This is a genomic window from Mycobacterium sp. E3339 (assembly GCF_001666915.1).
Lineage (GTDB): Bacteria > Actinomycetota > Actinomycetes > Mycobacteriales > Mycobacteriaceae > Mycobacterium.
This window is the reverse complement of sequence record NZ_LZIZ01000132.1, coordinates 1-25,746: the sequence shown is the minus strand read 5'-3', so window position 1 is coordinate 25,746 and position 25,746 is coordinate 1. Positions and strand designations below refer to the sequence as shown.

At 69.6% G+C, this 25,746-nt stretch carries 30 protein-coding genes; 11 read left to right on the top strand and 19 right to left on the bottom strand.

The window, feature by feature from the left end:
* The first annotated feature begins 32 nt into the window (after positions 1-32).
* Positions 33-896: an alpha/beta hydrolase gene (locus A5702_RS11925; RefSeq protein ID WP_369817893.1), complete on the top strand. Its 864-nt coding sequence runs from the start codon at positions 33-35 to the stop codon at positions 894-896.
* A 242-nt stretch (positions 897-1,138) separates the two neighbouring features.
* On the opposite strand, the gene A5702_RS11920 is transcribed toward A5702_RS11925, so the two are convergent.
* Together A5702_RS11920 and A5702_RS11915 are read right to left on the bottom strand one after the other, a co-directional pair.
* Positions 1,139-1,825, bottom strand: coding sequence for a GDSL lipase (locus A5702_RS11920; RefSeq protein ID WP_055404577.1), 687 nt, complete (start codon positions 1,823-1,825; stop codon positions 1,139-1,141).
* A gap of 84 nt (positions 1,826-1,909) precedes the next feature.
* A complete protein-coding gene (locus tag A5702_RS11915) occupies positions 1,910-3,148 on the bottom strand; it encodes an acyltransferase (RefSeq protein ID WP_055404576.1) in 1,239 nt (412 codons plus the stop codon).
* Positions 3,149-3,465: 317 nt separating this feature from the next.
* Between A5702_RS11915 and A5702_RS11910 the strand changes: the two genes are divergently transcribed.
* Entirely contained in the window at positions 3,466-3,894 is a 429-nt protein-coding gene (locus A5702_RS11910; RefSeq protein WP_068220924.1) for an STAS domain-containing protein, read from the top strand.
* Here A5702_RS11910 and A5702_RS11905 read toward each other — a convergent pair.
* The 7 genes from A5702_RS11905 to A5702_RS11875 all read right to left on the bottom strand — a co-directional run bounded on the left by A5702_RS11905 (position 3,881) and on the right by A5702_RS11875 (position 10,086).
* Positions 3,881-4,144, bottom strand: coding sequence for a hypothetical protein (locus A5702_RS11905; protein WP_067821633.1), 264 nt, complete (start codon positions 4,142-4,144; stop codon positions 3,881-3,883). The two genes, A5702_RS11910 and A5702_RS11905, sit on opposite strands and share 14 nt — an antisense overlap.
* Positions 4,141-4,680: a DUF3093 domain-containing protein gene (locus tag A5702_RS11900; protein WP_067821880.1), complete on the bottom strand. Its 540-nt coding sequence runs from the start codon at positions 4,678-4,680 to the stop codon at positions 4,141-4,143. Before A5702_RS11900 ends, A5702_RS11905 begins: the two co-directional genes overlap by 4 nt.
* 13 nt (positions 4,681-4,693) lie before the next feature.
* Positions 4,694-5,674 carry a porphobilinogen synthase gene (gene hemB, locus A5702_RS11895; protein ID WP_082956038.1) on the bottom strand — a complete coding sequence of 327 codons (981 nt, stop codon included), beginning with the start codon at positions 5,672-5,674 and terminating at the stop codon, positions 4,694-4,696.
* 26 nt (positions 5,675-5,700) lie between these two features.
* Positions 5,701-7,356, bottom strand: coding sequence for a uroporphyrinogen-III synthase (locus tag A5702_RS11890; protein WP_055404574.1), 1,656 nt, complete (start codon positions 7,354-7,356; stop codon positions 5,701-5,703).
* 23 nt (positions 7,357-7,379) lie between these two features.
* On the bottom strand, positions 7,380-8,324 hold the full coding sequence (gene hemC, locus A5702_RS11885) for a hydroxymethylbilane synthase (RefSeq protein ID WP_055404582.1): 945 nt from the start codon (positions 8,322-8,324) through the stop codon (positions 7,380-7,382).
* Positions 8,325-8,337: 13 nt separating this feature from the next.
* The gene (locus tag A5702_RS11880) at positions 8,338-9,714 is read right to left on the bottom strand and encodes a glutamyl-tRNA reductase (RefSeq protein ID WP_055404573.1); all 1,377 of its coding nucleotides are present in this window, start codon (positions 9,712-9,714) and stop codon (positions 8,338-8,340) included.
* A 102-nt stretch (positions 9,715-9,816) separates the two neighbouring features.
* Positions 9,817-10,086: a glutaredoxin family protein gene (locus A5702_RS11875; protein ID WP_068220885.1), complete on the bottom strand. Its 270-nt coding sequence runs from the start codon at positions 10,084-10,086 to the stop codon at positions 9,817-9,819.
* A gap of 59 nt (positions 10,087-10,145) precedes the next feature.
* On the opposite strand from A5702_RS11875, the gene A5702_RS11870 reads away from it, so the two are divergent.
* The 5 genes from A5702_RS11870 to A5702_RS11850 all read left to right on the top strand — a co-directional run bounded on the left by A5702_RS11870 (position 10,146) and on the right by A5702_RS11850 (position 13,322).
* The gene (locus A5702_RS11870) at positions 10,146-10,454 is read left to right on the top strand and encodes a WXG100 family type VII secretion target (RefSeq protein ID WP_068220883.1); all 309 of its coding nucleotides are present in this window, start codon (positions 10,146-10,148) and stop codon (positions 10,452-10,454) included.
* Positions 10,447-10,737 (top strand): WXG100 family type VII secretion target, encoded by a 291-nt coding sequence (locus tag A5702_RS11865; protein ID WP_068220918.1) that lies wholly within the window; start codon positions 10,447-10,449, stop codon positions 10,735-10,737. Before A5702_RS11870 ends, A5702_RS11865 begins: the two co-directional genes overlap by 8 nt.
* A gap of 180 nt (positions 10,738-10,917) precedes the next feature.
* Positions 10,918-11,823 carry an HAD family phosphatase gene (locus tag A5702_RS11860; RefSeq protein WP_055404570.1) on the top strand — a complete coding sequence of 302 codons (906 nt, stop codon included), beginning with the start codon at positions 10,918-10,920 and terminating at the stop codon, positions 11,821-11,823.
* Between the two features lie 46 nt (positions 11,824-11,869).
* On the top strand, positions 11,870-12,382 hold the full coding sequence (locus tag A5702_RS11855; RefSeq protein ID WP_055404569.1) for a MaoC family dehydratase N-terminal domain-containing protein: 513 nt from the start codon (positions 11,870-11,872) through the stop codon (positions 12,380-12,382).
* 10 nt (positions 12,383-12,392) lie between these two features.
* Positions 12,393-13,322 (top strand): cyclopropane mycolic acid synthase family methyltransferase, encoded by a 930-nt coding sequence (locus A5702_RS11850; RefSeq protein WP_067821623.1) that lies wholly within the window; start codon positions 12,393-12,395, stop codon positions 13,320-13,322.
* Positions 13,323-13,419: 97 nt separating this feature from the next.
* Here A5702_RS11850 and A5702_RS11845 read toward each other — a convergent pair whose 3' ends face one another.
* The 9 genes from A5702_RS11845 to A5702_RS11810 form a co-directional block, all read right to left on the bottom strand.
* The gene (locus tag A5702_RS11845; RefSeq protein WP_156349652.1) at positions 13,420-14,508 is read right to left on the bottom strand and encodes a lysophospholipid acyltransferase family protein; all 1,089 of its coding nucleotides are present in this window, start codon (positions 14,506-14,508) and stop codon (positions 13,420-13,422) included.
* Positions 14,490-15,617 carry an SDR family oxidoreductase gene (locus tag A5702_RS11840; RefSeq protein WP_055404566.1) on the bottom strand — a complete coding sequence of 376 codons (1,128 nt, stop codon included), beginning with the start codon at positions 15,615-15,617 and terminating at the stop codon, positions 14,490-14,492. Before A5702_RS11840 ends, A5702_RS11845 begins: the two co-directional genes overlap by 19 nt.
* Before the next feature lie 53 nt (positions 15,618-15,670).
* Positions 15,671-15,772 carry a 30S ribosomal protein bS22 gene (locus tag A5702_RS25640; protein WP_003402602.1) on the bottom strand — a complete coding sequence of 34 codons (102 nt, stop codon included), beginning with the start codon at positions 15,770-15,772 and terminating at the stop codon, positions 15,671-15,673.
* Between the two features lie 149 nt (positions 15,773-15,921).
* Positions 15,922-16,176, bottom strand: coding sequence for a cell division/environmental response transcriptional regulator (locus tag A5702_RS11835; RefSeq protein ID WP_046185670.1), 255 nt, complete (start codon positions 16,174-16,176; stop codon positions 15,922-15,924).
* Between the two features lie 140 nt (positions 16,177-16,316).
* Positions 16,317-17,192 carry a pyrroline-5-carboxylate reductase gene (gene proC / locus A5702_RS11830; protein ID WP_197285988.1) on the bottom strand — a complete coding sequence of 292 codons (876 nt, stop codon included), beginning with the start codon at positions 17,190-17,192 and terminating at the stop codon, positions 16,317-16,319.
* 27 nt (positions 17,193-17,219) lie between these two features.
* Complete coding sequence (locus A5702_RS11825) at positions 17,220-18,062, bottom strand: thioesterase family protein (protein WP_068220879.1); 843 nt, start codon at positions 18,060-18,062, stop codon at positions 17,220-17,222.
* A 15-nt stretch (positions 18,063-18,077) separates the two neighbouring features.
* The gene (locus tag A5702_RS11820; protein ID WP_055403948.1) at positions 18,078-18,920 is read right to left on the bottom strand and encodes a sugar phosphate isomerase/epimerase; all 843 of its coding nucleotides are present in this window, start codon (positions 18,918-18,920) and stop codon (positions 18,078-18,080) included.
* 24 nt (positions 18,921-18,944) lie between these two features.
* Entirely contained in the window at positions 18,945-19,859 is a 915-nt protein-coding gene (locus A5702_RS11815) for a hypothetical protein (protein WP_055403949.1), read from the bottom strand.
* Positions 19,856-20,872 carry a Ppx/GppA phosphatase family protein gene (locus A5702_RS11810; RefSeq protein WP_055403950.1) on the bottom strand — a complete coding sequence of 339 codons (1,017 nt, stop codon included), beginning with the start codon at positions 20,870-20,872 and terminating at the stop codon, positions 19,856-19,858. The genes A5702_RS11815 and A5702_RS11810 overlap by 4 nt, the downstream gene beginning before the upstream one ends.
* 119 nt (positions 20,873-20,991) lie before the next feature.
* Between A5702_RS11810 and A5702_RS11805 the strand changes: the two genes are divergently transcribed.
* Positions 20,992-21,786 (top strand): hypothetical protein, encoded by a 795-nt coding sequence (locus A5702_RS11805; RefSeq protein WP_068220876.1) that lies wholly within the window; start codon positions 20,992-20,994, stop codon positions 21,784-21,786.
* On the opposite strand, the gene A5702_RS11800 is transcribed toward A5702_RS11805, so the two are convergent.
* Positions 21,749-22,501: a FadR/GntR family transcriptional regulator gene (locus tag A5702_RS11800; RefSeq protein ID WP_068220873.1), complete on the bottom strand. Its 753-nt coding sequence runs from the start codon at positions 22,499-22,501 to the stop codon at positions 21,749-21,751. The genes A5702_RS11805 and A5702_RS11800 overlap by 38 nt on opposite strands.
* A 43-nt stretch (positions 22,502-22,544) precedes the next feature.
* Here A5702_RS11800 and A5702_RS11795 point away from each other — a divergent pair, with 43 nt between their 5' ends.
* The 3 genes from A5702_RS11795 to A5702_RS11785 all read left to right on the top strand — a co-directional run.
* Positions 22,545-23,495, top strand: coding sequence for a hypothetical protein (locus tag A5702_RS11795; protein ID WP_068220870.1), 951 nt, complete (start codon positions 22,545-22,547; stop codon positions 23,493-23,495).
* Positions 23,492-23,821, top strand: coding sequence for a hypothetical protein (locus A5702_RS11790; protein ID WP_055403954.1), 330 nt, complete (start codon positions 23,492-23,494; stop codon positions 23,819-23,821). Before A5702_RS11795 ends, A5702_RS11790 begins: the two co-directional genes overlap by 4 nt.
* Positions 23,818-25,746, top strand: a 1,929-nt coding sequence (locus tag A5702_RS11785) for a GMC family oxidoreductase (RefSeq protein ID WP_156669588.1), incomplete at its 3' end; no start/stop codon positions are given. The genes A5702_RS11790 and A5702_RS11785, both read left to right, overlap by 4 nt.

Sequence of the window (25,746 nt, the reverse complement as noted above, 5' to 3'; positions counted from 1 at the left end):
CAATGCGCACTCAGCGCGGCATCATTGCGATCATGCCTGAGCTGACACGCCGGGCGGTGCTGCGGGGAGCCGGCACCGGCCTGGGCGCCGCTGGCGTGTTCGCCTTGAGTGCCCTGCTCGATCCGGTCAGACCGGTGGCCGCGACGTTGCCGCAGGCTCCCGCGCCGTTCGAGCCATCGGCGGCGAGCAGCAACCTGCCGACCAGGATCACCGGTTCGTTCGTCTCGGCCGCCCGCGGGGGGGTGAAGACGAATTACGTGATTGCGTTGCCGCCGGGGCAAACCGGCATGCTGCGCCCGGTGATCGCGCTGCACGGCAAGGACGGCGACGCGAACATGATGCTCGACTGCGGTGTCGAGAAGGGCCTGGCCCAGCTGGTCAAGGACGGCAAGCCGCCGTTCGCGGTGGTGGGCGTCGACGGCGGCAGCGATTCCTACTGGCACAAGCGGGCCGACGGCACCGACTCCGGTGCGATGGTGCTCGACGAGTTGTTGCCGATGCTCTCGTCGATGGGTTTCGACACTTCGCGGGTGGGTTTCCTGGGCTGGTCGATGGGCGGCTATGGGGCGCTGCACCTGGGCGCCCGGCTCGGGCCGGCGCGGACCGCGGGGATCTGCGCCATCAGCCCGGCCTTGTACACCTCGTTCGCCGAAACCGCCCCGAAGGCGTTCGACAGCGAAGACGACTGGACGAAGAACAGCGTGCTGGGTGTGCCGGCGCTGTCGCAGATTCCGCTGCGCGTGGATTGCGGCACCTTCGATCGGTTCTATCCCGCCACCCGGCAATTCGTGAGCCAGCTGAAGACGCCGCCCGCGGGCAGCTTCACGATCGGCGGCCACGACATGGTCTACTGGCGCCTCCAGTTGCCCGGCGAACTCGCCTGGATGGCGACCTAGGGAGAAGCGATGACGAAAATTCGCCCGAACTCGTCGGCGTGTGCGCGAGCGGAAATGAACTTCTTGTCGCCGAGGAACGTCATACTAGGGAAGGGTTTTGGGAGGTTTCGGGGATGACTCAGCTGCTGCTGGTCTGCATTGCAGCCGCCACTCCCGTCGCCGGTTTCGGCTTGCTGAACTTGCAAGCCCGCCTCGAGCGATGGGACTACGAGCGCCACGCCGAGGACTGAACCGCCCCGGGGTCAGATCGACAGCTGCGTACGGATCAGCGGCGCGATCTTGTCCGCCATGTATTGATGCCCCGCGTCGTTCGGGTGCACGCCGTCCGCGCCGATCAGATCGGGCCTGCCGACGAACCAATGCTCGGCGATCGGGTCCACCCACGTCGCCCCCACGGACGCGGCCGCGCCGAAGAGCGCGTCGCGCACCTGCAGCATGGGCAGGGGCACATCGGCGGTCGGCCACGGCGGCCCGATCACCAGGAACCGTGCGGACGGCGCCAGCCGCCGGGCCAAATCGAATGTGCTGCGGGCCCTTTGGCCCACCACGAACGGATCGACGGTCTCGTCGTTGCGGGAGCCGAAGAACACCACCAGCACGTCGTCGCCCTGCACGGCCCTGCCGGTCAGGTCCTCGAAGACGCTGCCGTGGTCGCCCGGCATGCCGTAGCCGGCCCTGCCCTCGGCCGCGACGTCGGCCGAAATCCGTTCGCCCCGCGCGGCGAGCCCGTCCCAGGCCCTCGCCGGCCATGACCTCGGCCCGATCCCGCCCTCGCCGGTGCCGGTGGTGTAGGAGTCCCCGATGACGGCGAGGTGATTCAACCGGAAATCCAGCGTCAAGGTGTCGTACGTACGCACCTGGGCCGGATAGGCGATGCCGACGCCCACCAGAAACGCCAGGCCGATGACGAAAGTGGCCAGACGACTCACTACTACCTCCCCTCCCACGGCATCGTCATGTGCCACTGCATTGTCATCGATTATCCGGCTTGCGCCTGGGCGCCGCGGCGTCCGTCACACCGCGCGGGCCGAAATCGCTTCCCGCGAACGGTCGATCGGATGCACCTTGCCGCTCGGCGGCTCGTCGGGCTCGCTTCTCGCGGTGACGGCTTTGACGTCGACCATTTTGCGCATCCAACGGCGGGCGGGCTCTTCGACGAAGTGATACATCAGCACCGAGATGACCACCGCGATGGCAAGCAGCCCAATGACATTCCATTTCCACGGATTGTCCTGCGGCCGCAGCTCGAACTGCTCGACCGACCATCCCCAGGCGGTGTGCACCAGCTCGTGAACCATGTACAGGCAGAATGAGATCTGCCCGCCGTAGACCATCAACCGCGTTGAGAGCACCCGCGGCAGGCTGCCCACGCCGATCGCCAGCGTGATCACCAGCGGGATGAACAGGATGTCGACGACGCCGCCGCTGTCGTTCTCCACCACACCCGAGATCGGGTGCGCGTCAAACCAATACAGGATGCCCACCATCGCGGCCAGCACGAGCAGCGACAGGTACCCGGCGACGCGGCGGCCGCGGTCGGTCAATCGCAGCCGGCGCACGGCGGCGCAGGCCAGCGCGCCGGCGGTGAACTGCGTGACGATGCGGGGCAGCCAGCTCCAGGGCGTGTAGAAGTGGCCGCTGGCCAGCAACATGACCACCGGCGGCAACGCCGCCGCGAAGGCCAGCACCATCAGGCTGCGCGCCCGGGTCGCCTGCTTCATCCGCAGGATCACCAGCACCAGGAAGCCGAACAGCAGGTAGGCCAGCCACTCGGCACTGATCGACCAGGCCGGCCCGTCCCAGCTGGAATCGTCGAAGAACGGCACGAACCACAGCTGCACCAGCAGGATCTGGCGGACGTAGCTCATGGCGGTGAGCCCGGCGGCGTCGGGCGACGGCACGTGGCCGACGTGCAGGGTGAAGATCACCCACAGCGCGGCGAGGTGCAGGGTGACCAGGTATACCGGCCACACCCGGGCCAGGCGCAGCCACAGGAAGTGCAGTGTCGCGCGCGTCGACCAGGACCGGCCCATCTTCTCGAGGTAGTTCCACGTCAGCACGAACCCGCTGAGGATGAAGAACAGGTCGACGCCCTGGGCGCCGCAGTTGAGCACCGGGGCCAGGGCGTCACGGAAATCGGGCCCCACGTCGCCCAGCATCGGCCGGAAATGGAACAGCACGACCCACAGCGCGGCGATGATGCGCAGTCCCGTCAGGGCCTTGATCTCTCCCCTGATCTCTGCGCCGCGCACAAATGCTCTTTCTGCCTGGACTCTGCCGTTCGCCTGCCAACTCGGCCCACCGGGCGACCACGCGGTTTCACCGCCCCCGCCGCGCAACCGGTAGCCCTGGCAGCCTAGCAGCGCGATAGCCCCGACGCGCGGACGGTTGTGGTGTGGCACGCGGTCTTTCGGCGAGGATTTCCCACGCCACAGGTTTGCTCGGGGACCGCGAAAATGGCGGCGAAAATCGCTTCTTACCGAACCGTTAGGTGCGGCTTTCCCCCTCCTTAACCTTGCGGATTAGCGTCGGGAGGCATAGCGAACGCCACGGAGAGCGAGGGGTGTTCATGACGATCGCCGACATCCTGACGCGCGAGCAAAACGGCATCTTCCGCTGCGGCGGCGCCTGGGTCCGGGCCCACCGCCGCCAGCTGGCGACCGTGGTGACGATTCGGGGTGAAATCGACGCCGTCAACGCCGAACAGATCGGCGACCACATTCGGCGTTTCATCCTCGGCGAGGACCACGTGGTGCTCGACATGGGCGAGGTGAGCCAATTTGCTCCCGCGGGCCTTTCGCTCTTGCAAAGCTTCGACGAGGATTGCCGCGCGGAAGGCGTGCAGTGGACCCTGGTCGCGAGCCCGGCGGTCGGCGAGCTCCTGGGTGACGACGGCGATTTCCCCTACGCGCTATCGGTGCACGAGGCGCTGCACGACGTGGCCGACGCCATCGCCACGCGCCGCCGGTTGGCTTTGCCGCTGATCAAGACGTCTTAGCGCGCCGCGTACGGCGCTGCCTGGCGGTCCCGACCACCGCCAGCACCCCCGCGCTGGTCAGCAGCAGCAGGGTCAACAACAGCAACTGCGGGTCGTACACCAACGACGTGGTGAACGGCTGCCCGTCGGCGATCGGCGCGACCGCCACCGTGTGGTGCGAACGAAACCAGCTCACCGCGGCGCCCGCCAGCGCCGCGCAGGCGGCCGCCAGTTCGATCACGGCCCTGGTGCTCCAGGAACGGGTGCTCACTGTTCGGTGCCGGCGTCGTCGTCGGCGATGTCGGATCCGGCCGGTTCCACCCGCTCCTGAACCAGCGGGGTCAGCGCCGCCCGCAGCTCGCGGTGCCGTCGCGCCCACGCCTGCGCGTAGCGATCCCCGGTCAGCTTGAGACCGATGCCGATCCGGCCGCGGGGCACCCCGACCAATTCGCCGAGGGCGCGCGCCGACTGCCACCGCGCCAGCTCCTTGCCGGAGGCCTCGTGGTTCTCGGGTTCGGGATAGACCTTGAGGATCTCGCGTACCAGGATGGTTTCGGTGCCCTGGCGCAGGGCGTCCTCGGTGAGCTCCACCGAGACGTGGATGCGTGCCGCCTTCACCTGCAACCCGACGAACCCCGACACCAGCACCAGGAAGATCACCGGAATCAGGAACGACACCGGGGCGCCGCTCCAGACCTCGATCAGGATCATCGCGCCCGCGGCCACCGGGCCCCACAGCACCCATATCCAGCTGGCGCCCGATTCGTGGAACAACGGCTTGGGTTCGACGTCCCTGCCTGTAGTCATCGCAAGCCCCATCTCACGAAAGCCAACCGGCCACGTCCGCGGCCCAGTACGTCAGCACGATATCGGCTCCGGCGCGGCGAATGCTCGTCAACGACTCGAGCGCCGCGACGCGTTCGTCGATCCAATTATTCGCCGCCGCAGCGCAAATCATGGCGTACTCGCCGGAGACCTGGTAGGCGGCCACCGGCACGGGCGAGACGTCCGCCGCGGCGGCCACCACGTCGAGGTAACCCAGTGCGGGTTTGACCATCAGGATGTCCGCGCCTTCGTCGAGATCCAGCCGGATCTCGCGGAGCGCCTCGCGGAAGTTGCCCGGCTCCTGCTGGTAGGTGCGCCGGTCCCCGGACAGGCTGGAACTGACCGCCTCGCGGAACGGCCCGTAGAACGCCGACGCGAATTTCGCGGCGTAGGCCAGGATCACGACGTCGGTGTAACCCGCGGCGTCCAGGCCGTCGCGTATCGCCGCCACCTGGCCGTCCATCATGCCACTCGGCCCCACCACGTGTGCGCCCGATTCCGCTTGTGCCACAGCGAGTTTCACGTACCGGGCCAACGTGGCGTCGTTGTCCACCCGGCCCCTGGCGTCCAGCACGCCGCAGTGGCCGTGATCGGTGAACTCGTCCAGGCAGGTGTCGGCCATCAGGACCGTCGCGTCGCCGAGATCCTTGGCCAAGTCCCGCAGCGCGAGGTTGAGGATGCCGTCGGGGTCGGTGCCGGTCGACCCGGTCGAGTCCTTGTCCTCGTCTCGGGGCACACCGAACAGCATCAGCCCGCCCACGCCGGCGGTGACGGCATCGGCTGCGGCGCTGCGCAGCGAATCGCGGGTGTGCTGCACGACGCCGGGCATGGACGCGATGGGCCGTGGCTCGTCGATACCGTCGGCGACGAACATCGGCAGCACCAAATGCCTTGGCTCCAAAGACGTCTGCGCCACCAAGCGACGCATCGCGGGGGTGGAGCGCAGCCGGCGCGGGCGCTGCCGCGGATAAGCCATTGGCTAGCTCCTTTTGCGGCGACCCACTAGCGCCTGCGGCTCTTCTTGCGCGGTGGCGGCAGCGCGCCCTCGGCGCGCAACCGCGCGGCGTGTTCGGCCAGCGCGTCGACCAGCGGACCGACGGCGGCCGTCTCCGGCTGGACGTCCACCCGCAAACCGAACTCGGCCGCGGTCTCGGCGGTCTTGGGACCGATGCAGGCGATGATCGTCCGCGCGTGCGGCTTGCCGGCGATGCCGACCAGGTTGCGCACCGTGGAGCTGGAGGTGAAGCACACGGCGTCGAAACCGCCGGTCTTGATCATCTCCCGCGTCTCCGCCGGCGGCGGCGCGGCCCGCACGGTCCGGTAGGCCGTGACATCCTCGATCTCCCAACCGCGTTCGCGCAGCCCCTCGGCCAGCGTCTCGGTGGCGATGTCGGCCCGCGGCAACAGGACCCGGTTCACCGGGTCGAAAATGCTGTCGTAGGGCGGGAAGTCGTCCAGCAGACCCAGCGACGACTGCTCGCCGGCGGGCACCAGCTCGGGGCTGATGCCGAACGCGCGCACCCGGTCGGCCGTCGACTCGCCCACACAGGCGATCTTCACGCCCGAGAACGCGCGCGCGTCCAGACCGAACTCGCCGAACTTCTCCCACACCGCGCGCACCGCGTTGGTGGAGGTGAAGACCACCCATTGGAACCGGCCGTCGACCAAGCCCTTGACGGCCCGCTCCATCTGAGCGGGGCTGCGCGGCGGCTCGACGGCGATGGTCGGCACCTCGATCGGCAGCGCGCCGTAGGACGTCAGCCGCTCGCTCATCTCGCCGGCCTGGTCCTTGGTGCGCGGCACCAGCACGGTCCAGCCGTACAGGGCGCGGCTCTCCCACCAGTTCAGCTTCGCCCGGCTGGCCACCGTCTTACCGATGGTCACCACCAGCGGCCCGGTCAGCGGGCCGGCCGGGTCCGTCCCGCCCAGCACGGCGGAGTCGGTCAGACCGCCCAGCGTCGTCTCGATCGACCGCTGCTGGCAGGTGGTGCCGTGCGCGGTCACGACGCACGGGGTGGTCTCGGCCAGCTCGTGCTCGATGAGGGTGCGCGCGGCGTCGGCCAGATGCGAGGTGGTGGCCTGCAGGATCAGCGGGCCGGGCGCCGCGGCCAGAGCGTCCCAATCGACGTGTGGGTCGCGCACGTCGGCGACGGTGTGCGACGAGCCCAGCGGGAGCCCCGCGTAGGTGGGCACGGCGCCGGTGGGGGCCAGGCCGGGCACGATCTCGAGGTGCAGGTGGCTGCGCGCGACGGCGTTCACCTCGGTGATGACCGCGTCGACCGTCAGCGGGTCGCCGGCCACCAGCCGCACCACATCGGCGCCGGCGCGGGCCTCGGCGGTCAGCGTCTTGGCCACCTCGGCGGGCTCGCCGAGGGCCGGGCGCACATCGGGGCCGGCCGATATCACCGCGGGTTGGTCCGGGCCGGTGGCGGCGTCACTGTTGCCGGCCGGGGCATCGGCGGGTGCCGGGCCGGAAACCGGTGGCAGGTCCTTGCCGATCAGCGCCAGCACCGCCTCCGGCACGTCGGGGTCGGTGAACACCAGGGCGGCGTTCGCCAAAACCGTGGCGGCCCGGGTGGTCAAGAGTCCCGGATCGCCGGGCCCGGAACCCACGTACGTGATGCGGCCGGGTCTCGGCTTACGCCCTCGCGTCGTCATTGTCGCTCCCACGTCACTCGCGATTAATTTCCTCGTGCAGGGTCCTGCCGCGCCTCGGCCATGAGTTCTCGGGCGCCGAGTTCGAACAACTCTGCGGCGACCGAGACCCCCAGCTCTCGCGCCCGGTCGGCGGAGCCGATCCCGGATGCGCGGATCACGTCGGACCCGTCCAGCGCCGCCACGCAACCGCGCAGCGACAGCTCGTCGAAGACCCGGCCGTCCTCATCGATGGACTCGACCACCTCGGCGATCGCGCCCACCGGTGCGGAACAACCGGCCTCCAGTTCGGCCAGCAGGGCTCGCTCCGCGGTGACCGACGCGCGCGTGTCGGCGTCGTCCAACTCCGCCAGCACCGCCGCCAGATCGTCACCGGCGCGGCATTCGACGGCGAGCGCGCCCTGAGCCGGTGCTGGCAACATCTGCACCGGCTCTAGCGTCTCGGTGACATCGTCGAGGCGACCGAGCCGGGCCAGTCCGGCCCGAGCCACCACGATCGCGTCAAGATCACCACTGCTTACCCTGTTCAACCTGGTATCTAGGTTGCCTCGTAGGGGGCGGATTTCCAAACCGAGACCCAATGCTCTAAGCTGCGCGGCCCTGCGCGGGGACGACGTGCCCACCAGCGAACCCGGCGGCAACTCCCCGAGCACCAGCCCGTCGCGGGCCACGACCACGTCGCGCGGGTCGTTGCGCGGCGGTATCGCCGCGATGGTGAACCGCGGGTCGTCCGCCGTCGGCAAATCCTTGTGCGAGTGCACCGCGGCGTCCACCCGGCCGTCGTCGATGGCCTCGCGCAGCGCGGTCGTGAAGGCCCCGACGCCCAGGGTCTCGATGGGCGCCGACGAGCGGTCACCGGCGGTGGTGATGATCACCAACTCCGCGGGGTGGCCGTTGGCGATCAAGGCGTCCCTGACCACGCCGGCCTGGGTGGTGGCCAAGAGGCTGCCCCGGGTGCCTATCCGGATCACGTTCGCCAATCGGCTACTCGGCCACTTCTTGGGTTCCGGCGTCGAATCCCGTTGACACAACGGGCAATTCGCCCGCGGCGACGGCGGCCACCGAGTCAATGGCGGTCTGGTCGAGTTCGAAGAGTTCGCGCAACGCCTCGGCGTAGCTGTCGCCGCCCGGGGCGCTGGCGAGTTGTTTGATCCGCACGGTGGGCGCGTGCAGCAGCTTGTCCACCACCCGCCGCACGGTGCGCGCCACCTCCTCGCGCTGGGCGCTTTCCAGGCCGGGCAGCCGGTTGTCCAGCCGCAGCAGTTCCGCCTCCACCACGTCGGCGGCGCGCTGGCGCAGCGCGGTCACGGTCGGGGTGACCTCGGCCATCCGCTGCCCCGCCAGGTAGGCGGCGAGTTCGGCCGCCACGATGTGGCGCGCGGCGTGCACATCGGAGGCGGCGGCGTGCGCCGACGGCTCGTGCTGCACGCGATCCACGTCGACCACCCACACCCCCGGCAAGCCCGCGACCGCGGGGTCGACGTCGCGCGGCATGCCCAGGTCGCAGATCACCAGCGGACGCGTCGACTCGTCGCGGCGCGCGGCGGCCAACGCGTGGTGCACGTCGGCGAGGGTGACCACCGGGCTCACCGCGCCGGTGCAGCTGACCATGACGTCGGCGTCCGCCACCGCCTCGGCCAAGCGGTCGAGTGACATCGCGTCGGCCTGCACACCCGATTCGCGGATCTTGCGGGCCAGTCGCTGCGCCCGGGACGACGACCGGTTCAGCACGTGCACGTGCCGGACGCCGGCCCGGGTCAGGTGGGCCGCGGCCAGGGCGCCCATCGCGCCGGCGCCGACCAGCGCGGCGGTCTTGCCCTCCAGGCCGCCCAGCCGGCGCTCGGCCATGTCGAGGGCGACCGACACCACCGACGCGCCGGCGGCGTCGATGGCGGTCTCGGAGTGCACCCGCTTGCCCACCGAAAGCGCCCGCTGGGCCAGTTCGTGCAGCACCCGGCCGACGGTGCGATTGGTTTCCGCGGTGGCGTACGCGCGGCGCACCTGGCCGAGCACCTGCTGCTCACCCACCACGGCGGAGTCCAGCCCGCTGGCCACCGCGAACAGGTGCTCGACGGCGGCCTCGCTGTAGCGGACGTACGCGTATTTGGTCAGGTCCCCCATCGACATTCCGGAGTGATCCGACAGCACCTGCCCGATCGCGGCCAACCCGCCGTGGAACGCGTCCACCACGGCGTAGACCTCGACCCGGTTGCACGTCGAGAGCACCATCGCCTCGGTCACCAGCGGCGACTGCAGCACCCGGTCGACGATCTTGCCCTGATCGGATTCGTCGATGGTGAGCTGTTCCAGGACGGAGACCGGCGCACTGCGGTGCGAAACCCCGAAAAGCAAGACGCTCACGGCAGCATCACCTGGCCAGCTCCCTTGCTTTCTCCAGTAATCGAACTGGTTTCCACGGTAATCGTTTAACAGGTGGGCTACCAAATAATTGCCCGGTGGCCCTCATCTCCCGAGATCCGTGCGCAGCCGCGCCTCGTCGATGTCCCAGTAGCTGTGCTCGCGGCCGTCGAGCAGGATCACGGGCAGCCGGTCGCCGAACTCCGCCCGCAGCGCCGGGTTGCCCGCCGCCGCGGCGGCGTCGACGTCGGTGGCGGAGAGCTCGAAGCCCAGCTCGGCCGCCAGTTCGCCCAGCCGGGCATGCACCCGTTCGCAGATGGTGCAGCCGTCGCGGGTCAGGAGTTCCACCCGCGGGCGGCCGGTCGCTTCGGTCATGGGCACCAGTCTGGCATCGGTGACTTGTGGGCCTATTTACCAGGCGTTATGTTCCGCTCATGGCCGAGGCGACAGTGCGGGTTGATCCCGCGGTGATGCGGGACGCCGCCACATCGCTCAGCGGTGCGGCCGAGCAACTTTCGGGCCAGCTCGCCCAGCTGGACGATCAGGTGGGACGGTTGTTGGGCGGCTGGCAGGGCGAGTCGGGTACCGCGTACGGGGCGGCGTGGGGGCTGTGGCATCGGGGCGCCCGCGAAGTGGAGCTCGGGTTGTCGATGCTGGCGCACCTGGTGGGCGAAGCCGGCGGTGCGTATGCGGCCAACGAGGCCCGGTCGGCCCAAGCGGAGCGGGCGGTGCGTGGTGGCTGAGGCGTTTCGGGTGGATCCGCAGGCGTTGGCCGATGCGGTGCAGCGGATGGCGGGCTTTCAGCGCTACGCCGAGGACATGATCGCCGAAATCGATTCGCGGGTAACGCATTTGCACGCCGTGTGGACGGGCGAGGCCGCAGCGGCCCACGCCGAGGCGCACCGGCACTGGGTGCGCGGCGAGGCGATGATGCGCGAGGCGCTGGCGCAACTCGAGAAGGTGGCCACGACCGCGCACGGCAACTACACGGGCGCGATGTCGACGAATCTCGGCATGTGGTCGTGAGCACATGGCGCCGCCGGCGTGTGAGGACCGGTTTGTCGACCATCGCGCACCTCCGCGACTGAGTGCAAAGAGACTCCGCTCGGCGCCTTCGGCTGCGCCTCCCCCACCCCCCGCCGGATAGGGTTGAGTACCGGGACCCACTGGGTCGCCAGGCAACACAGCGATCTAGGAGGTTTGGCGATGACTTCCTCTGACCCGGTCAACGGCGACGTCAGTCGCGCCGACTTGGAATCGCTGGCCGCCGACGCCAGCGCCGCCCGCGCGCTGGAGGGCCTGCAGGCCGAGACCGCCGGCGAGGACCGCCCGCAGCCGCCGATCGACCTGACCGCGGCCGCCTTCTTCGACGTCGACAACACCCTGGTGCAGGGCTCCTCGGCGGTGCACTTCGGTCGCGGGCTCGCGGCGCGGAACTACTTCACCTATCGCGACGTGCTCGGCTTCATCTATGCCCAGGCCAAATTCCAGGTCCTCGGCAAGGAGAACAGCAACGACGTCGCCGCCGGCCGCCGCAAAGCGCTCGCCTTCATCGAGGGCCGATCGGTCGAGCAGCTGGTGGCCCTGGGTGAGGAGATCTACGACGAGATCATCGCCGACAAGATCTGGCCCGGCACCCGCGAACTCACGCAGATGCACCTCGACGCCGGCCAGCAGGTCTGGCTGATCACCGCCACCCCGTACGAACTCGCGGCGACCATCGCGCGGCGGCTCGGCCTGACCGGCGCCCTGGGCACCGTCGCGGAGTCGGTCGACGGCGTGTTCACCGGCCGGCTCGTCGGCGAGATCCTGCACGGCACCGGCAAGGCGCACGCCGTGCGATCGCTGGCCATCCGGGAGGGGCTCAACCTCAAGCGCTGCACGGCGTACTCCGACAGCTTCAACGACGTGCCGATGCTCTCGCTGGTGGGCACCGCCGTCGCGATCAACCCCGACGCGCGCCTGCGCACCCTGGCGCGCGAACGCGGCTGGGAGATCCGCGACTTTCGCACCGCCCGCAAGGCCGCGCGGATCGGGGTGCCGTCGGCGCTGGCGCTGGGGGCTGCCGGCGGGGCACTGGCCGCGGTGGCATCCCGGCGGCAATCCCGCTGATAGGCTGCGCCGCTGAGACCTATTCGAAGCGGAGAGCGACAGCGGTATGACAATCCCCAAAGGAGCCGAAGGGCTCATCGGCAGCCATTACCGGGCTCCGGATTACTTCCTGGTCGGCCGCGAGAAGATCCGGGAGTTCGCGCTCGCCATCAGCAACGACCATCCGACGCACTTCAACGAGGCCGACGCCGCCGAGGCTGGATATGACGGGCTGGTGGCCCCGCCCACATTCCTCGCCATCGCGGGTCGGCGCGTGCAGCTGGAGATCTTCACCAAGTTCAGCATCCCGATCAACATCGCGCGGGTCATGCACCGCGACCAGAAATTCAAGTTCCACCGGCCGATCGTCGCCGGGGATAGGCTTTACTTCGACACTTATCTAGACTCGGTCATTGAGTCCCATGGCGCCGTGATCACCGAAATCCGCAGCGAGGTCACGGACGCCGAGGGCAAACCGGTGATCACCAGTACAGTCACGATGCTGGGAGAAGCCGCCCACCACGAAGCCGACCACGAAGCCACCGTCGCGGCAGTCGCGTCAATCTCAGCGGGAAAGTAGGTTCGAATCCATGACGTCACAGGGGGAAACGGGCAGCACCCAACTGAAGCCGCCGGTCGAGAAGGTTCGGTCGCACTACGACAAATCAAACGAATTCTTCAAGCTTTGGCTTGACCCGTCGATGACGTACAGCTGCGGTTACTTCGACGAGAATCCGGACCCGCAAAACCTGACCAAGACGCTCGAAGAGGCGCAGTACGCCAAGCGCAAGCTCGCCCTCGACAAGCTCAACCTGGAACCGGGCATGACGCTGCTCGACATCGGCTCCGGGTGGGGTTCGACGATGCGGCACGCCGTCGACGAGTACGACGTCAACGTCATCGGCCTGACGCTCAGCGAAAACCAGTACGCCCATTGCGTGGCCGAGTTCGAGAAGATGGACAGCCCGCGCCGCAAGGAGGTGCGGATCCAGGGCTGGGAGGAATTCCCCGGCGACGTACCCATCGACCGCATCGTGTCGCTGGGAGCGTTCGAGCACTTCGCCGACGGCGCCGGTGACGCGGGATACGAGCGGTACGCCACCTTCTTCAAGAAGTACTACGACCTGCTGCCCGACGACGGCCGCATGCTGCTGCACTCGATCGTGGTGCCCAGCGCCGAAGAGGGCAAGAAGATGGGCCTGCAGGTGAACATGACCCTGCTGCGGTTCATCAGCTTCATCCTCAAGGAGATCTACCCGGGCGGAAAGCTGCCCCAGGTCGACCTGGTCGACAAGTACGCGACGGACGCGGGCTTCAAGATCGAGCGACACCACTTCATCGGCAAGAACTACGTGCCGACGCTGACGGCCTGGGGCGATGCCCTCGAGGCGCACAAGGAAGAGGCGATCGCCCTGAAGGGCCAGGAGACCTACGACATCTACCTGAAGTACTTGCGGGGCTGCTCGGACCTGTTCCGCGACGGCTACACGAACGTCTGCCAGTTCACGATGGTCAAATAGTTCGAGCGACAAACGCCCCGGAAGCCGTTGGCTCCGGGGCGTTTTCGCGTCGGCGAGGCCCGGAAAGCGAAACGGGCCGGGCCGGGAAACGAAGAGCTCAGCCGAAGAAGATGTTGCGCCTGCCGGCGAGCAACCGGTACAGCGTCTGCTGGATGGTCTCGCGAACCTGGTCGGTCACCTCGAAGGTGACCATCGGGTCGTCGGCGTCGGAGGCGGCGTAGTCGCTGGTGTAGATCGGCTCGCCGAACGCGATGCGCCACTTCGAGGGCAGCGGGACCAGGCCCGCCGGCCCCGCCAGTGGGAACAGCGGCGTGATCGGGAAATACGGCAGGCCGAACAGTCTGGCCAGCAGCTTCACATCGGTCAGCATCGGGTAGATCTCTTCCGAACCGATGATGGAGCACGGGATGATGGGCGCCTTGGTGCGCAGCGCCGCCGTGACGAAGCCACCGCGGCCGAAGCGCTGCAGCCGGTAGCGGTCCTCGAAGCGCTTGCCCAGTCCCTTGTAGCCCTCGGGGAACACGGCCGTCAGTTCGCCGGCGGCGAGCAGCCGGTGCGCGTCGGTGGTGCAGGCCATGGTGTGGCCCGCCTTGCGGGCGGCTTCGCCCACCACGGGCAGGTCGAACACCATGTCGGCGGCGAGCAGCCGCAGGTCCCGCTGCGCGGGATGCTCGTCATGAACCGCCACCGAAAGCATCAGGCCGTCGAACGGCAGCACGCCGGCGTGGTTGGCCACCACCAACGCGGCCCCCTCGCTGGGCAGGTTCTCGACGCCGCTGACCTCGACCCGGAACCACGACCGGAAGAAGAACCGGAGCAACGGCCGGACGATCGCGCTGTTGAAGTGCGGATCGAAGCCGAACTCGTCGACGCTGTAGTCGCCGGTGATCCGCTGCCGCAGGAAGCCGGCCACCGCGGCGACCCGCTGCGCGAGTTCGTTGAGGGGTACGTCGGCCGAGCCGGCGCCCGTGCCGCGGCGGTGCTCGTCGATCTCGCGGACGACGGCGGCGATCTCCTCCGCCGACGCCCGGCCGTGCGGGTCCGAAAGCAAGGAAGGATGCTGGCCAGCAGACTCCGCGCGCTGATCGGATCTCCGACGCGCCGCTACCCGACCCCGATTCGTGTGCAGTGGAATGACATTCGCTCTGGTTTCACCCGCCACGATTCCTACCTGACCCCACCCCACGAACTTGGATTTCGGCTACCCCAGCGCTGGGCTAAGGATATGGCGCGACTTTCCAAGGAGCGTACCCGATGCGGGTCGATAATGGGAGTCATGCCACGGCCGCGGACGTAGTCGTCGAACGCCTCGGCGGTCGTCCATTTCGGCTGGTAGCCGAGTTCCGTCCGCATCCGGGTGGTGTCCATGACCCGGCCGTAGCTCAGGTAGGCGAATTGATCGCGGCTGATCTCGTTGTAACGGTTAGCCCGTCTCAGTGAATCCAGCGCCCAGACGCCAAAACCGGGCACTGGCAACGGAATACGGCCAGCCCGGCGGATCGCCTGCGACAGCATGATGATGCCCTCGGCGCCGACGTTGAAGGTGCCGGCCTTGCCGGCCATCGCCGCGCGCTCCAGCGCGCCCAACGCATCCTGCTCGTGCAGCAACTGCAGTCGCGCGTCGCGGCCGAACATCGTGGGCACCAGCGGCCCGGCCAGGTAGCGCGACAGCGTGGTGTCCATCGCCGGCCCGATCATGTTAGCCAAGCGAAGGATCGTCACGGCGATGTCGGGCCGGCGCCGCCCCAGGCCGCGGGCGTAGGCCTCGATGTCGAGGCTGTCCTTGGCGAAGCCGCCGCGCAGGGGCCGGCGACTGGTGCTGTCCTCGGTGAACATCACCGGATCGTGCGCGCTGGAGCCGTACACCTCCGACGTCGACTTGAGCACGACGCGGCGCACGGAAGGCGCCTTCTGACAGGCCGCGAACAGCTGCATCGCGCCCATCACGTTGATTTCCTTCAGCGCCGCGGTGCCGCCGGAGCGGGGCGCGTACGAGGCGGCCGCCGCGTGTACCACCGTGTCGACATCGCCGTTGCGAATCACCTTGGCTATGAAGGGATTACGGATGTCGGCCCGAACGAACTCCGCGCGGCCCATCCGGCGCAGCATGTCTTTGCTGGGCGCGATCGCGTCCACCGCGATGACCGCGTTGATCATCGGATTCTGCGCGAGCCGAGCGGTCAGGTAGCCGCCCAGGAACCGGCACGCCCCGGTGACCAGCACAACCTTGGGGTAATGCACCGTGTTGCTCGCGGTGCCGCCGTTTCCGGCGCCATCCCCACTCGACTGATCCACCCAAACAGCCTATCGACTCTTCAGAGACCGCAGCAGGACGCCGCGGGCGGGCCCTACTTACCGAGTTTTCTGCGCTGCACCCGGGTGCGGCGCAACAACTTGCGGTGCTTCTTCTTCGACATGCGCTTGCGCCGCTTCTTGATTACTGAACCCATGAACTCCGCTATCTGACCCGTGACCTGCTTGCTCCGATTGACCCGGACACTTTACCCGGCGGGACGCACCGAACACCAAACCGGCGTCGGCGTCCGCAGCGGAGCGCGCATGGCCGGCCGCGCGCAGTCAGCGGGCGGCCGGTTTCGTCTCAGCCCGCGTCGAAGTAGGACGTCTCCAACATGTCGTGCACCGCCTTGGCGTGCACGCGGAAAGACCGCCCGACGCGGACCGCGGGCAGCTCGCCGTTGTGCACCAGCCGGTACACCGTCATCTTGGAGACCCGCATCAACGCCGCCACCTCGGCGACGGTCAAGAACTGTGTCCTGCCCTGCTGGCCCTCGCCGGAACCGGTGTCCCGCTTACCAGCAGAATCGCGCGCCGATGGCCCGTTCGTAGACGTCATCGCAACCCAATCGTGTCAGGCACCCGCAATGCCAGCGGCTTCCCCTCCGCTGGCACCCACACGTGCATACAAAGAGGAGAATAGCGGGACTAATGGGGTTACTGGTACTGGTGGGGGACAATCAGTTCAAAAATCTTGGATTACTCCGATGTAATTCTTAGCTGCTCAGAGCGCATTTTGGCGGCCTGAACCGCCGCATCCACGGCCGCGCGCAGGCCGCCCCGTTCCAGTTCGCGCAGCCCGGCGGCGGTGGTTCCCCCGGGTGAGGTGATGGTGGCCCGCAGCTGGGTCGCGGTGGCGTCCACCCGCAACCCCGGCGCCTCCCCCTCGGCCGGTCGCCGCTCGGCGTCCATCCGTTCCAGCAGCATGGCCGCCGACCCGGCCATGGTCTGCGCGGTCAGGTCGGTGGCCACCTCGCGGCTCAGACCGGCGGCCACCCCGGCGTCCACCAGGGCCTCGACCATCAAGAAGAAATAGGCCGGGCCCGACCCGGAAAGCGCGGTCACCGCGTCCATCTGGGCTTCCGGCACGGTCAGCACGCCGCCGACGGAGTCGAACAGGGCCGAGACCCCCTCGAGCTGCGGGACGGTGACGAACCGGCCCTTGGCCAGGGCGGTCACCCCCGCGCCGACCAACGCCGCCGCGTTGGGCATGGCGCGCACCACCGGCGTCCCGGCGGGCAGCTTCGACTCGAAGTACGAGAGGCCGATTCCGGCCGCGACGGTGACGAACACCTGCTCGGCGCTGTCGGTCTCGGCCGCGGCGGCCGCCTTGGCCAGCTCCGCCATCACCGGCTCGACATCGCCCGGCTTCACCGCCACCACGACGAAGGACGCGTTCTCCACCGCGTCGGCCACCGAGGTGATCAGCACCGAATAGGTGGCTGCCAGATACTCGGCGCGCTCCGGCACCCGCTCGGCCACCACCAGGTCTTTGACCTGCCGGCCCGCGCGCAGCAGACCCGACAGCAGTGCCTCCCCGATGCTGCCGCCACCGATGATCGCGATTCTTGCCATGCCCGACAGCATCGCAGACACCGGCGGCTACCCGGCGGCAGGGACCAGCGCCAGTTGGCGGGCCTGCACGACGAGGCGGCCCAGACTGTCGACGACGGTGTGGTCCTCGTCGAACCAGTCATGACCGATTTCGGTGCAGGTCGCGATGATCCGGAGCCACCCGTCGGCGGGCAAGCCGCGCAGGAAGGCGGTCAGCTGGACGGTGGGCGCCCAGCCGGTGCGCTCCACCGCGAAGGTCACCGGCGCGGACAGGTCCCCGCACATCAGCGCGAACAGCGCGTCCGGCGCCACGCCCCGGGGGCGCGCCCACATCTGGATCACCGGCGGTCCCCCGTCGGCCGTCGGCCCGAGCGTCGACAACACCGGTCGCACGTCGCAGCCCTCGCCGAGGTGCACCAGGCCGGCCAGCGGGTGGCCGGGCCCGATTGGCGCGACGTCGTCGGGCGGCTCGGGCGCCATCAGGCCCACCACGGGGTTGGCCGACAGCAACGGCTTGGCGTCACCGTCGGGCGGAAAGTGCTCCGGCTCACCGAGGTTGACCACGGCGTGCACCGCGGTGCGGTCGCCCTGGGTGAGCTCGACGTCGACCACGCTGATCCGCCGGCCACGCTTGCGGATCGAGGTCACCAGCCGCATCGGCCCCGGGTCGGGGGCCCACAGGAAGCTCGCCGACACCGCGACCGGCTGCTGGGCCGCCTCGAAGCCGGCCGACGGTCCGCCGCAGGCGCTGCGGGCGGCGTTGGCGCACAGCGCCAGCATCGCGCCGCCGTGCACCTTCGGGCCGATGGTCCAGTGCTTGTTGAGCTCGCCTTCAAAGACGCCGGGGTCAACCTCCCGCAATGCCATCGCGGTGGTGAATAACGCGTTCATGGTCTCCTGGATTGATCAGCGCAGCAGGTGCGTGCGGGCGAACTGCAGCGATTCGGCGAGCATGCTTTCGCGCTCGTTGGCCGAACGCGCGCTGGACGTGGACACCTCCAGGATGACGTGGCCGCCGAAGTGGCTGCCGGCCAGCATCTGGCAGACCTCCGCGGTTGGCTGGGTGCCGTGCCCGGGCACCAGGTGCTCGTCGGCGGGCAGACCACTGCCGTCGCACAGATGCAGGTGGACCAGCCCGTCGCCCATCCGTTGGGCCATGTCCAGCGAATCGCTGCCCGCGGTCGCGGTGTGGGACAGGTCCAGCGTGTAGTGCGCGTGGTTGCCGTCCAGCGGGTCGTAGGAGGGCGCGAACGCCGAGATGGCCGGGCCCGGGCCGCCGCCACGCCGGCGCATCCGCTCCAGCGACTGGCCCGATCCGAAGAACCGGTCCGCGCGGAACGGGAACATGTTTTCCACCGCGACCATCACGTCGCTCGAGGCCTCCAGCGCCGCGACCTGCTCGCTGAAGCCCTCGGCGTAGCGCCGCTGCCAACGAAACGGCGGGTGCACGACGACGGTCTGCGCGCCGAGCTGCTCGGCGGCGCGCACGCTGCGGTCCAGCTTGGGGATCGGGTTGGCGCCCCACACCCGTTGCGAGATCAGCAGGCAGGGCGCGTGCACGGACAGCACCGGTACCCGATAGCGCCGGGACAGTTTGGCCACGGCGTCGATGTCCTGACTGACCGTTTCTGCCCACACCATCAGCTCGACCCCGTCGTAGCCGAGCCGGGCGGCGTACTCGAACGCGGCCTCGGCCCGCAATGGGTACACCGAAGCCGTTGAGAGTCCGACTTTGATAGCTGGGCGCAACGGTCTGTGTGGTCCCGGGTCCGCCTAGCCCGACTGCAGCGACAGCGCCAGGGGGCCCAGGGTGATCAACGCCCCCACCGCGACCGCGATCAACGTGCTGGCGATGTCCTCGGTCTTGCGCACCACCCGGACGCCGACCACCAGGCCCAGGATCACCAGCACCGAGAGCACCAGGGCCACGATGCTGTTCCAGCGCCACAACTGGTCGAAGGCGACGAACAATCCCGCGCCGAAAGCGACGGCCAGGATCGACTGGAACACGACCAGGCTGCCGCGCCAGATCCCCTCGAACCGGCCGGGCGCGTGGGTGTCGGTGGCCGCGTCCGCGTGCCTCGTCTCGTCGAGGTCCTCCTCGGGCACGTATCCGGCGGCCAGCGGGTCGACGTCCTCCTCGGCCTCGTCGGTCTCCGTCTGCAGGTAGGAGCGCACGTACGCGGAATCCTCCTGCGCGGTTTCGGCCTCGCGCACCTCCGAATCCATCACGTCGACCGGGAGGTCGCTGTAATGGTCCAGCGGGTCGGGATTCATGTCCTCGGCGCCGGATTGGCCGGTGCCGTTCGTCGCCTCGGCATGGCTCAGCGGGCGCGGGTACTCGCTGCGCTCCGGTCCGGACGGCTTCTTCGGCTGCGACTTGGGCCAGCGCGGCTCCGGCTGCGACCAGTACGCGGTGGCGGGCTTGGCTTCGGTTTGCTGCTGCGGGGCGGTGGCGACGGGTTCGGCGCTCGGTTGCTCGGCGGTCCGGGGGTCCTCGTCGTCGTCGGAGATGACCGGAATCTCGCCGGTCAGCTCTGCGACGGTCACCGCGTCGCTGTCACCGCGGCGGCGGCGGCGGCGCCGGGTGACCGCCGGGGCGCCGATGGTTCCATTCCTGGCCAGAAGTTCGGCCACCGAGATCGGCCGAGTGCCCGCGCTCTCGGTCTCGGAGTGTGGTCCGGTCATGCTTTGTCGCCTCTCGATCGGTTGCCGTCCCGATCACCTGCCTGGCCTCCAGCATCGCGCACGGATCGCTTCATGAGGGGCGTTCCGTCGGCTTCGCTGTCGAGTTTGCGCAAGATGAGACCTTCCCGTAATGCCCACGGGCAGATATCCACCGATTCGATCGACAGCGCTCGCATACTCGCCTCCGCCACCAGCGCACCCGCCACGATCTGCGGCGCCCGCTCGGCGCTCACTCCTTCCAGTTCTGCCCGGTCGGCGGTCGTCATCCTAGAGATGAAAGATATGAGTTGCCTGAGGCCGTTTGCTGTGAGCGTCCGCTTCACCCGCGGCCCGTCGGCCGACGGGGCCGCACCGGTGAGCCGCGCCAGCGAGCGAAACGTCTTCGACGTCGCCACCGCCAGGTCCGGAGCGCCGGCTTCCAGCATCGTCACGGCGGACTCGGCGAGCTCGGCGTCCAGCCAGTCCCGCAGCATCCCCACCCGGCGCCGCCCGGGTGGGTCGTCGGGCAGCCACTCGCGGGTCAGCCGGCCGGCGCCCAGCGGCAGCGACAGCGCCACCTCCGGCTCCTCGTCGACGCCGCTGGACATCTCCAACGAGCCGCCGCCGATGTCGAGGTTGATGATCCGCCCCGCGCTCCACCCGTACCAGCGGCGCACCGCGAGGAAGGTCAGGCGCGACTCGTCGACCCCGCTCAGCGCCTCCAGTTCGACGCCGGTTTCCTTGCGGACGCGGGTCAGCACGTCGTCGGAGTTCACCGCGTCGCGCAGCGCGGAGGTCGCGAAGGCCATCAACTCGGCGCAGCCGGAGCTGTCGGCGATCTTGGCGAACTCGTCGATCGTGGAGATCAGCTTCTCGGCGCCGCGCTTGGTGATCTTGCCCGAGCTGTCGATCGACTCGGCCAGCCGCAGGGTGGCCTTCGTCGAACTCATGGGCGTGGGATGCCCACCACGGTGCGCATCAACCACCAACAGATGAACTGTGTTGCTGCCCACGTCGAGAACGCCCAATCGCACGGAAAACAACCTAGTCGGATATGGGCGGACCCCGCGTGCGGCCCGCAAAGGAAGTTGCCGACGATGTTCGGTCGGGCCCCGAGTGTCAGCGGGTCGAAGAGCCGGATGCGTCGTCTAACGTGGACGCCGTGGCGAATTCCTACCCTGAGCCGGGACAAGAGGTCGAGCTGGACTTCGCCCGTGAGTGGGTGGAGTTCTACGACCCGGACAATCCGGAGCACCTGATTGAGGCCGACCTCACCTGGCTGCTGTCGCGGTGGACGTGCGTGTTCGGCACCCCCGCCTGCCATGGCACGGTGGCGGGCCGCCCGGACGACGGCTGCTGCTCGCACGGGGCGTTCCTGTCCGACGACGACGACCGCGCCCGGCTCGACGACGCGGTGCAGCACCTGACCGACGACGACTGGCAATTCCGCGAAAAGGGCTTGGGCCGCAAGGGATACCTGGAACTCGACGAGCACGACGGGCAGGCCCAGTACCGCACCCGCAAACACAAGGACGCCTGCATCTTCTTGAACCGGCCCGGCTTCCCCGGGGGGGTCGGGTGCGCGCTGCACAGCAAGGCCCTCAAGCTGGGCGTCGCGCCGCTGACCATGAAGCCCGACGTCTGCTGGCAGTTGCCGATCCGGCGCAGCCAGGAGTGGGTGACGCGGCCCGACGGCACCGAGATCCTCAAAACCACTGTCACCGAATACGATCGGCGCGGCTGGGGTTCCGGGGGCGCCGACCTGCACTGGTACTGCACGGGTGACCCGGGCGCCCACGTCGGCGCCAAGCAGGTGTGGGAGAGCATGGCCGACGAGCTCACCGAGTTGCTCGGCGCCAAGGCCTACGCGGAGCTGGCGGCCATGTGCAAGCGCCGCGCCAAGTTGGGCCTCATCGCGGTTCATCCCGCGACTCGCCTCGCGGAATAGCCTCGGTTTTGTTGTAGGACAACACCATTCGCTGCGCGCTGGCGTGCAGGTACGCCTCGACGGCCGCGGCGGCCCCCGCTTCGTCGCCCGCCAGCACGGCCTCGGTGATCGCGGTGAGCCCGGCCACCACCGGCGCGGCGTCGTCGTACGCCGCGGTGAGCTGGTGCTCGCGGCCGCCGAAGGCGTGCTCGACCCAGCGATAGAGCAACCCCAACGCGCGGTTGCGGCTGTGGTGGATGAGCACCCGGAAGTAGGCGAGGTCGGCGGCCTGGCGCGCCGCCGCGCTGTCGGCCTCACCGACCGCGGCCAGCGCGGCGCGCAGCGTCTCGGCATCCTCGGGGGCGCGCCGTCGCGCCGCCGATCGCCCGATCAACGGCCCCAACGCCGCCCGGATCTCGAACAGCTCCACCAAAAACTCCGGCCCCAACTTGCGCACCAGCGCCTCGACCACCGCGGGGTGGGTGAGCCCCTGCGGGTCGGCGACCACGTTGCCGCTGCCGTGCCGGGCCTCGATCAGGCCCATCTGCTGGAGCCGGGCCAGGCCCTGGCGCAGCGACGTGCGGTTGACGCCGAGCTGTTCGGCCAGCTCGCGCTCGGGCGGCAGGGCCGAGCCCGGCGGAAACGCGCCGTCGAGGATCGCGTCGGTGATCGACGCGGCGATCTGTTCGTCGACGCGTTGGCGGTCCGGCGGACGCAGCGGATTTGACTGGTTCATTGGCTCAACCAATATAGTGGATTAACCCTCGGGAGGTTGAGCAATGGACGGCGACACGCAATCGGCGGCGAATCCACGCTGGCGCGGCAAGGCCGGCCGCCTGGAAGTGTGGTACGCCACCCTGTCGGATCCGGCGACGCGCGCCGGGCTGTGGGTGCACTGCGAGACGGTCGCCCCGCTCGCCGGCGACGCCTACGCGCACGGCTGGGCCACCTGGTTTTCGCCCGACGGCCCGCCCCGCACCGAGCGGTTCGGTCCCGCGCCCACCCGGCCCGCCAGCGGGCCCTGGTGGTTCGACGCCGAAGGCGTCCGGGTGGGCGACGCTCAGCTCAGCGGACGCGCCGGGCCCCTCGCCTGGGACCTGGCGTGGACGGACACCGGCGCACCGCTGTGGACGTTTCCCCGCGCGGCCTGGGACCGCGAGCTGTTGCCGGGCGCCCAGGTCGTCATCGCCCCCACCGCCGACTTCACCGGCTCGCTGACCGTCGCCGGCACCGCGTCGCGCATCGACGGCTGGCGTGGCGGCGTCGCGCACATCTATGGGCACGGCAACGCCAAGCGCTGGGGTTGGGTCCACGCCGACCTGGGCAACGGCGACGTCATGGAAGTCGTTGCGGCGGTCTCCAATAGGCCGGGGCTGAACAAGCTGGCCCCGCTGGCGTTCGTGCGGTTTCGCATCGACGGAAAGGATTGGCCCGCAAGCCCTTTGCCGTCTCTGCGGATGCGGACGACCCTTGGGCTGGCGCACTGGCAGCTGGAGGGCCGCATCGGCGGCCGTCGGGTCCTGATCCGCGTGGACCAGCCCGCGGAGCGGTGCGTGAGCCTGGAGTACACCGACCCCGACGGCGGAAAAGCGGTGTGCACCAACACCGAACAGGCCGACGTCCACATCGAGATCGACGACCGGCGGTGGTCGGTGCTGGGCACCGGGCACGCCGAAGTGGGCCTGCGCGGCCGCGCGGCACCCGAGGTCAACGAAAGGATCCTTTCATGAGCTTTCTGCTCGACCCACCGCTGCTGTTCGCCTCCGGCCTGCTGATCGAGCGGCGGCTGCCCGCCGAGCAGCGCGACGCCGCCGAGGCCGCCACGCTGGGCGTCTTCTTCGGCGGCTCGTTCGGTTTGTACAACAACGTCCCCGGACTGGGGGTGCTGTGGCGGCCGTTCCGCGCCCGCAACGGTCGCGACTTCATGTGGAACAGCGGGGTTTTCCGCGTCAACACCGCCAAAGCGGACTGGCCCCTGCACGCGGCGGCCGCCGCCATCTTCGCCACCTATCCGTTCTTCATCAAGCTGGGCCGCCGGCTCGCGCGGACGACATGAGCCTGGTCGCCTCGTTCGGAACCGCCCTGCTGCCGGAGGAGTACGGCGGCCCGACGCCCCCCGAGCTGACCGGCCGCGTCGAGCGCTACCTGCGGCAGCTGCCCACGACATCACGCGTGGCCGTGCGCGCCGGGTTGTTCACGCTGGCCGCGGCGAGCTACGCCACCACCGGCCGGCCATTGTCGCGGCTCGGCCCCGACCGCCGGGAGCAGGTCCTGCGCCGGGTCGCCGCGCTGAGCCCGGACGCCGGCGCGGCCGTCGAGGCCATGAAGGCGATCGTGTTGCTGGCCAACGGCGCGGAAACCTATGCGACGGAATTGATTTCGCACGCCGGCCAGCACGCGACCGCCCGGCCCGACGCCGCGCTGAACATCGTGTCGTCGGCCGATGAGGCCTCCGTCGTCACCGCCGACGCGGTGATCGTGGGGTCGGGCGCCGGCGGGGCGATGGCGGCCCGCGCGCTGGGCCGGGCCGGCCTGGACGTCGTCGTCCTCGAGGAGGGGCGCCGGTGGACGGTCGAGGAATTCCGCACCACCCACCCGATCGACCGTTACGCCGGGCTGTACCGCGGCGCGGGGGCCACCGTCGCCCTGGGCCGCCCGTCGGTGGTGCTGCCCATCGGCCGGGCGGTCGGCGGCACCACGGTGGTGAACTCCGGCACCTGCTACCGCCCGCCGGCGGCCGTGCAACGGCGGTGGCGCGACGAATTCGGGCTCGCGCTGGCCGATTCCGACCGGCTGGCCGCGCGCCTGGACGACGTCGAACGCACGCTGCGGGTTGCCCCGGTGCCGCTGGAGGTCATGGGCCACAACGGGCGGCTGCTGCTGGAGGCCGCCGCCACGCTGGGCTGGCGGGCGGCGCCCATCCCGCGCAACGCGCCGGGCTGCGAGGGCTGCTGCCAGTGCGCGATCGGCTGCCCCCGCAACGCCAAGTTCGGCGTGCACCTCAACGCGCTGCCCGAGGCGTGCGCCTCGGGCACGCGGATCATCTCCCACGCCCGCGTCGAGCGGGTGCTGCACGGGCACGGGCGCGCACGAGGGGTGCGCGCCCGCCGGCCCGACGGCACCGCGCTGGACGTGCTGGCCGACACGGTCATCGTGGCGGCCGGCGCCACCGAAACGCCGGGGTTGTTGCGGCGCAGCGGCTTTGGCGCGCACCCGCGGCTCGGCCGCAACCTGGCGCTGCATCCGGCGACCATGCTCGCGGGCCGCTTCGAGGACGACGTGGTGGCCTGGCACGGCGTGCTGCAAAGCGCCGCGGTTCACGAGTTGCACGAGTCGCACGGCGTGCTCATCGAAGCGACCTCCACCCCGCCGGGGATGGGCTCGATGGTGTATCCGGGCTACGGTGCCGAGCTGCTCGGCTGGCTGGATGCGGCCCCCCGGGTGGCGACGTTCGGCGCCATGGTGGCCGATCGGGGCGTCGGCTCGGTGTCCACCGTGCGCGGCGAGACGCTGGTGCGCTATAACATCGCGCGCGCCGACGTCGGCAAGCTCGTGGTGGCACTCGAGGCGATGGGCCGGCTGTTGTTCGCGGCCGGGGCGAGCGAGGTGCTGACCGGTTTGCCCGGCGCGATGACGGTGACGTCGCTGCCCGCCCTGCAGGATGCGTTGCGGCGCAGCGACCCGAGAAGCCTGCACCTGGCGGCTTTTCATCCGACGGGCACGGCGGCCGCCGGCGCCGACGATCAGCTCTGCCCGGTCGACGAGACGGGGCGGCTGCGCGGCGTGGACGGGGTGTGGGTGGCCGACGCCTCGATCCTGCCGAGCTGCCCGGAGGTCAACCCGCAGGTGTCGATCATGGCGCTGGCGCTGGGCGTGGCCGACGAGGTGATCCGCGCCCGCTGGTTCGTGCGCTGCTGTACCAACCGCGGCACGCGGTTGCCCGGGACGCGCAGAGCTGATCCTCGGCAACGAGCGTGCGGT